This is a genomic window from Candidatus Poribacteria bacterium, from assembly GCA_026702755.1.
Taxonomy (GTDB): Bacteria; Poribacteria; WGA-4E; order WGA-4E; family WGA-3G; genus WGA-3G.
The window spans coordinates 1-7,333 of the sequence record JAPPBX010000116.1 but is presented as its reverse complement, the minus strand read 5'-3'; the positions used below and the strand labels follow the sequence as shown (position 1 = coordinate 7,333).

The 7,333-nt window shown below is 46.7% G+C and carries 6 protein-coding genes; all 6 read left to right on the top strand.

What is annotated here, in order from left to right; all coding sequences use genetic code 11:
- Positions 1-432 (top strand): 3' terminal RNA ribose 2'-O-methyltransferase Hen1 (locus OXH39_23115; GenBank protein MCY3553362.1); only part of this gene is annotated, 432 nt, incomplete at its 5' end.
- Positions 433-552: 120 nt separating this feature from the next.
- The gene (locus OXH39_23110) at positions 553-3,120 is read left to right on the top strand and encodes a polynucleotide kinase-phosphatase (GenBank protein MCY3553361.1); all 2,568 of its coding nucleotides are present in this window, start codon (positions 553-555) and stop codon (positions 3,118-3,120) included.
- A gap of 124 nt (positions 3,121-3,244) precedes the next feature.
- On the top strand, positions 3,245-4,159 hold the full coding sequence (locus OXH39_23105; GenBank protein ID MCY3553360.1) for a right-handed parallel beta-helix repeat-containing protein: 915 nt from the start codon (positions 3,245-3,247) through the stop codon (positions 4,157-4,159).
- 96 nt (positions 4,160-4,255) lie between these two features.
- Positions 4,256-5,458: a glycosyltransferase family 4 protein gene (locus tag OXH39_23100; protein ID MCY3553359.1), complete on the top strand. Its 1,203-nt coding sequence runs from the start codon at positions 4,256-4,258 to the stop codon at positions 5,456-5,458.
- A 131-nt stretch (positions 5,459-5,589) separates the two neighbouring features.
- Complete coding sequence (locus tag OXH39_23095; GenBank protein MCY3553358.1) at positions 5,590-6,243, top strand: lamin tail domain-containing protein; 654 nt, start codon at positions 5,590-5,592, stop codon at positions 6,241-6,243.
- 177 nt (positions 6,244-6,420) lie between these two features.
- Positions 6,421-7,333 (top strand): leucine-rich repeat domain-containing protein (locus tag OXH39_23090; GenBank protein ID MCY3553357.1); only part of this gene is annotated, 913 nt, incomplete at its 3' end.

The following is a 7,333-nucleotide window of genomic DNA, read 5'->3' as shown; positions in this document are numbered from 1 at the left end:
CGGCTCCATTACGATCGATTACCGGAAAAGCAGAAAAAACGCCTTCATCTATTCCAAGGATCGCTCGGGTATCGGGATAAACGGTTGGTTGGATACGATGCGGCTGCAGTCATAGAGGTCATCGAACACTTAGACGTGCCACGACTTATCGCTTTTGAACGCGTACTTTTCGAGTGTGCCTGTCCTCGTACAGTTGTGTTGACGACACCGAATATCGAATACAACGTGAAATTTGAGAATCTTGAGGCGGGGAACTATCGGCACAAAGATCACCGTTTTGAATGGACACGGGACGAATTTCAATCTTGGGCAGCGGGTGTTGCTGAACGTTTCGGTTACACCGTTGTGTTTCACCCGATCGGACCGGAGGCTGAAGACGTTGGATCGCCGACGCAGATGGCGGTCTTTACCCGAGACCACAAGGAAAAATAAAAAATGTGCGATGCTTCTCAAGATTCAGAGCCGCAAGCCCGTAATGAAATGGAGGGCGATTCTACGGAAAGGCGCGTCTTTTACCAAGCCCCCTGACCGAACCGCAAGGAAAAGTAAAAAATGAATATTCCTGAACCCTCACTTGTCCTTCTCATTGGACCTTCAGGATCGGGTAAGTCCACCTTTGCACGTAAGCATTTTAAACCGACCGAAATCCTTTCTTCCGATTTCTGCCGAGGACTTGTCTCAGACGATGAGACCGACCAGACGGCAACGGATGATGCGTTTGAAGTGCTGCGTTTCATCGCTGCGAAGCGGCTTGCTGCAGGGAAATTAACGGTCATTGATGCAACAAACGTCCAGGTTGAAGCGCGGAAACCTTTAGTTGCCCTGGCGCGCGAATACCACTATCTAACCGTTGCGATTGTGTTTAACATGCCGACAAAACTCTGTCAGGAAAGAAATGAGGCACGTCCTGACCGAGATTTAAAACCGCATGTCGTCCGTCAGCAGAGCCAGCAACTTCGCCGCTCACTGCGTAATCTCAAACGCGAGGGTTTTCGACACTTCACCTATGTCATGTCCACGCCGGAAGCGGTTAAAGCCGCCTGCGTGGAGCGACAGCCATTGTGGGTAAACCGCACAGACGACCAGGGACCCTTTGACATCATAGGTGATATTCACGGTTGTTTTGATGAGCTTGTTGAATTGCTCACAGAACTCGGTTATGAAATCTCAACGCAGCCAGAAGGTGAAACCGTTGTTCAGCCACCACAAGGTAGGAAAGCAATTTTCGTCGGGGATTTTGTTGACCGGGGTCCAAAAGTCGCCGAAGTATTACGCTTGGTTATGGGGATGCAAAAATCTGGCACGGCTATCTGCGTGCCCGGGAATCACGACGTAAAACTGGTTCGCGCGCTTCGCGGCAAAAACGTAAATCCGACACACGGGTTGGCGGAATCGCTCTCTCAATTGGAGAAAGAATCAACCGAATTCAAGACGCAAATCGTAGAATTCTTGGATAGTTTGGTGAGCCACTACGTCCTTGACAACGGGAAGTTGGTGGTCGCGCACGCTGGAATGAAGGCGGAATTACAAGGCAGGGCATCGGGGCGTGTACGGGAATTCGCACTGTATGGAGAAACAACCGGAGAGACCGATGACTTCGGTTTGCCTATTCGGGTCGATTGGGCTGATGAGTATCGCGGCACTGCGATGGTCGTCTATGGGCACACGCCTGTCGCCGAGCTACAATGGGTAAACCGCACAATCAACATTGATACCGGATGTGTTTTCGGTGGCAAACTGACAGCGTTGCGATATCCTGAAAGAGAACTCGTGTCTATTCCTGCACGTCAGACCTATTATGAACCGACAAAACCACTTCTTGTAGGAGGGAACTCCGATTCCCGACTTCGTACTGCCGAAACGCAGCACTCTGGTGATATTTTAGACATCGATGATGTACTGGGGAAACGAATTATCAGCACGCGGTTACATAATAACGTAACAATCCGTGAAGAGAATACTATAACTGCGCTGGAGGTTATCAGCCGTTTCGCTGTAGACCCGAAATGGCTTATATACCTTCCACCGACAATGTCCCCAACCGAAACGACAAATATTCCGAGCTTGCTTGAACATCCAACCGAGGCGTTCACGTATTATCGCAAACAGGGTGTATCCAACGTCATCTGGGAAGAGAAACACATGGGGTCCCGCGCTGTCGTTATCGTTTGCAAGGATCCAGAAACCGCGAAAAAGCGGTTTGGTATCGCAGATGAGACGTTTGGCATCTGTTACACACGAACCGGCAGGCGTTTCTTTGATGATGTCGCGATTGAAACCGAACTGTTGAGACAGGTGAAAACGGCAGTAGATAAAGTGAATTATTGGGAGGTCCTCAATACGGATTGGATCTGTCTTGACTGTGAACTAATGCCTTGGTCGGTCAAGGCGCAGGAGCTGTTACGACAACAGTATGCCCCGGTGGGGACATCGGCGCGTGTCGCCTTGGGAGAAGCGGTTGCCTCCTTGGAAACCGCTGCCGAACGAGGCGTTGACGTAGATTCTATGTTGAATGACTATCGTCAACGCGCAGATGCAGTGGCGGGATACGTTAAGGCTTATCAGCAATACTGTTGGCAGGTCCAATCTATTGCCGATCTAAAACTCGCCCCATTCCACCTACTTGCAACAGAGGGGACAGTATACTTTGACAAAGACCATCTGTGGCACATGGAAATGCTTAGCAAACTCTGCCGAAGTTCTGAGGACGACCTCTTGTTCGCAACTTCTTATGGAATGGTTGATCTGACTAACGACACAAGCCAAACTGAAGCAATCCATCGGTGGGAAAAACTCACTGAACAGGGCGGTGAAGGCACAGTCATCAAGCCTCTGGATTTTATCGCTCAGAGCAAGCGAGGATTGATACAACCCGCTGTAAAATGCCGAGGTCGTGAGTATCTCCGAATAATCTATGGACCTGAATATACATTACCTCAAAACTTAGAACGGCTCCGTTCACGCGGACTTTCTCACAAACGTTCCCTTGCACTTCGAGAATTCGCATTGGGTGTTGAGGCACTTGAGCGTTTCGTTCGTCGTGAACCGATGTCCTATGTTCATGAGTGCGTTTTCGGAATTTTGGCACTCGAAAGTGAAGCAGTTGATCCAAGACTCTGAAGCGTTGTCATCTTCTTATCCAAATTTTTGATGAAAATTTTCGCAAGTTGCAACAAACACGTCAAAATAGCGTTTATTGTAATCAAGCAGTTGAGACGACATAGCTGGAACAGCACATACAAAAATGAAAATTCAACACTTAAAAAACTGTCTGTTAATCTTCTACGTGAGTTTAATGGTCGGTCTCGGTTGTACAACCCAAGAAACATCTAACCCCGTAACACCCGAAGAAAGTTCCGAGATTATACTTGAAAACTATCAGTTATCTGGAAATGAAACGTGGGAGCCTGAGAAGACTTACGTTGTGCGTGGTACATTGGTGATTCCACAGGAAATAACCCTCAACATCCCGCCCGGCACGACTGTTAAATTTGGGCGAGATGCGCGCCTTACAGTGAGAGGTGTCCTAAAGCTTGGAACGCCTTTCGATCAAGAGCAAGTGACCCAACTTGTGCATCTCACCTCGGACAACATCGGACCAGCACCCGGTGACTGGAGCGGTATACTTTTTGACCACACACACGGTTTGGAGAGTTTTGTCAGAGGGGCAGTTGTGGAACATGCCACGGTCGCACTTGACATCAAAACGACGTCGCCAACTGTCGCAGAGTGCGTGCTTCGTCTGAATAAAACCGCTATTGCTTTGGACGGTAGCGATGCCCGGATCCAGCGCAACGATATTCTTGACAATCACATCGGGATTCGTACGATCGGACGCCAAACACGTCCAAGGATTGAGAAAAATAATATCACCAAAAATGAGACCGGAATCTTCTGTGAAAATGTCCAATCTATCATTCAAAACAACAATCTGAACGCGAATATCTTTGCACTCCGTTTGAATGTAAAGTTTGATCTGAGGGTAACCGACAATTGGTGGGGAAATTCAGATGCTACCGAAATAGCGAATGTCATCATAGACGCTGCTGATCAGGCACTGATTACCAAACAGGTAGGCACAGTCTATTATGAACCGTTCGCTGATACGCGGTTCGTCGATGCAGGGTTTCCATATCCTACACTTCTCACGGGTCTGTAGCGAGAGCACTTGGTGGAACAATGTGTTGTTGGACAACTTAATCATAACCAGTCCTTCTTAAGCTTCGCGAAAACCCAATTGTTAAAGGAGCAAAAGATGCGCACTATTCTGAATATTTCACAGAACCATTATGTTCGTGGCGGTTCCGATCGCTACTTCTTTACGCTTGCTGAACTTTTGGAGAAATATGGACACCGGGTCATCCCTTTTACAGCGGCAAGTCCTAACAACGAACCGTCTGAATGGGACCGTTATTTCCCGCGCGGCGCGGATTTTGAACGTCCGGGTGCGGGTGATTTATTGCGCTTTCTATATTCACGTGATGCCGTTAAATCTGTTCAGCGGTTGTTAAATGATACAGATATTGACCTCGCGCATTTCCATATCTACTATGGTAAACTGACGGCTTCCATTTTAGGTGGACTCAAAGAAGCAGGGATCCCGCTCGTTCAGACCTTACATGAATATAAGTTAACCTGTCCGGTTTATAGCCATCTCTCAAACGATGAGATTTGCGAGGCGTGTGAAGGCAAACACTTTTGGCGCGCCCTCCCGAAACGGTGCAATAGAGGTTTATTCACTCGCACTGCGTTAAGCGTTACCGAGTCTTATGTATCTAAGATGCTCGGTGCCGTTAAGAAATTCGATCATTTTATTTCTGTCTCTCATTTCCTTCGGAAAAAGATGATCTCGCACGGCATCCCCGAAGATAAAATCTCGACTGTTCACAATTTTGTTGATGTCTCCGACATCACGCCGAACTTCGCTGTCGGAGACTATGTACTCTATTTCGGACGGCTGCATCGGAGCAAAGGAATTTTGACGCTGATAGAGGCAGCAGCACCGCTCAAAGAGGTTCCGCTCTATATCGTTGGTGATGGTGAAGCGATGCCCGAAGTTCAACGACTGGTCGAAGAGAACGAATGTGAACATATTCACCTCCTCGGTTTTAAACAGGGCGATGAGCTTCGCGATCTGATTCTCAACAGTATTTGTACAGTCCTGCCGTCCGAGTGGTATGAAAACTGTCCGATGTCCGTTTTGGAGTCCTATGCTTATGGGAAGCCGGTCATCGGTGCCGATATTGGTGGAATTCCAGAACTCATTGTAGATGGCGTTGATGGGTTTCTCGTTCCATCAGGTGGACGTGAAGCACTTCGAGATCGGCTTTTGTGGATGTCTGAGCATAGAGACGAGGCTGTAGAGATGGGACGTACGGGGCGCCGCAAAATGGAAACAGAGTTTAACGCCGACATTCACTATGAAAGAATTATGAATGTCTATCAACAATTTTTGTAGTCGCTAATAAGCACAGATTTTTTTGAAAATTGAGGTCAAATGTGATATAATTTTGGGACAAGGTTGTATACCGAAGAGTATCGCCTAAGGTGCACAGATTAATTTACAATTTAAAATCAGGAGTGCTAACTATGCTAAAATTTCAAATATTTCTCGTGGCTATTTTGATAAGTTGTGTTGCTTTTATATCCTGTGAACGCGTAACGCAAATGGCAGGACCAATGCTGCCGGATGCAGATACAACGGAACCTGACGACATGGGACAGCCTGACGACACAGGACAACCTGATGACATGACGGATATGCCAGATATGACTGACGTACCTATGGCAGGGCCTGCTGTCGTTATTAACGAATTGATGGCAGACAATGACAATACCATCGCTGATCCACAGGGAGACTATGACGATTGGCTTGAGTTGCATAATCGCACTGATAGTGATGTGCTGCTCACTGGCATGTATCTTTCTGACAAAGAGGACAATCTTACCAAGTGGGAATTCCCAGAAAATACCGAGATTCCAGCAAATGGATATTTGATTGTGTGGTTAGATGAAGATCATGATGACGAAAATGCGACCGAAGGACTGCATGCCAACTTCAAACTGTCTAAAAGTGGTGAAATTGCCCTGTTCGTGGATACCGATGCGAACGGCAATCAAGTCCTGGATAGCGTTACATTTGGGGAGCAGGAGACAGATGTTGCTTACGGACGCTTACCGGATGGAACCGGTGATTTCCAAGTTGTACAGGCAACACCTGGTGCGCAAAACATGGCACAGTAATCTACCAAAATAATAGATAGCCGTGTGAATTGTAGATGGGCAATTTATCGTCTATTCCAATGGCAGATAAATGCTCTACTCCAATTCTCGCGGCATCCAAAATTTATATAACAATTCCGGAGTGTTCTCATCTCAGGCAGCGATGTTTGTTAATCCAAACAGAGGAGTGTAAATTTCTTGAGATTTTTCACATATATTACAGCAACGCGCATAGATACTGAGAGGCAAAATCGGAGACCTATCAAGGTTGTCAGTCTTATTTTTTCTATGTGGGTGTTTTTCTTGCCAGCATACCAGATAGTAACTGCACAGACCATCCACATTCCGGATCCAGGGCTCCGCGCTACTATTGAGTTAGCACTCGGCAAAGAGGTAGGTGAAGATATCACTCAGGCAGATATGGCAAGTTTGGAAGAACTTGACGCATTAAAATCTGGCGTTCGTGATCTGACAGGCCTTGAGTTCGCTATCAATCTGATAAAACTAGAACTTAGAGGCAACCGTATATCGGATGTATCCCCTCTCAAAAATTTGACAAATCTAACAAAACTGCGGCTTGGGACCAACCATAAGATATCGGATGTATCCCCTCTCAAAAATTTGACAAATCTAACATTCCTGGACATTGACAGCAATCAGCTATCGGATGTATCCCCTCTCAAAAATTTGACAAACCTGACCTGGCTCGATCTTGACGACAATGGGATATTGGATGTGTCCCCTCTCAAGGCGTTGACGAATCTGAGATATCTAGATCTAGATGGCAATAAGGTATTAGATGTATCCCCTCTCAAAAATTTGACAAATCTAACATTCTTGGACATCGACGATAATGGGATATCGGATATATCACCCCTCAGCGTATTGGTAAACTTGAAAGTACTTGACCTTGACGGGAACAGGATATCGGATATGTCGCCCCTCAGCGTATTGATAAACCTAACAGAGTTGGATCTTCACGACAATCAGATATTGGATATATCACCCCTCAGCGTATTGATAAACCTAACAGAGTTGGATCTTCATAACAACAAGGTCGTAGATGTGTCTCCATTGAGTGGATTGATAAACTTGAAAGTGCTGAATCTTA

What these genes read in the sequence shown, in the direction of transcription:
- OXH39_23110 (MCY3553361.1), top strand. Translation starts at nt 553, where the DNA reads ATGAATATTCCTGAACCCTCACTTGTCCTTCTCATTGGACCTTCAGGA.
- OXH39_23105 (MCY3553360.1), top strand. Translation starts at nt 3,245, where the DNA reads ATGAAAATTCAACACTTAAAAAACTGTCTGTTAATCTTCTACGTGAGT.
- OXH39_23100 (MCY3553359.1), top strand. Translation starts at nt 4,256, where the DNA reads ATGCGCACTATTCTGAATATTTCACAGAACCATTATGTTCGTGGCGGT.
- OXH39_23095 (MCY3553358.1), top strand. Translation starts at nt 5,590, where the DNA reads ATGCTAAAATTTCAAATATTTCTCGTGGCTATTTTGATAAGTTGTGTT.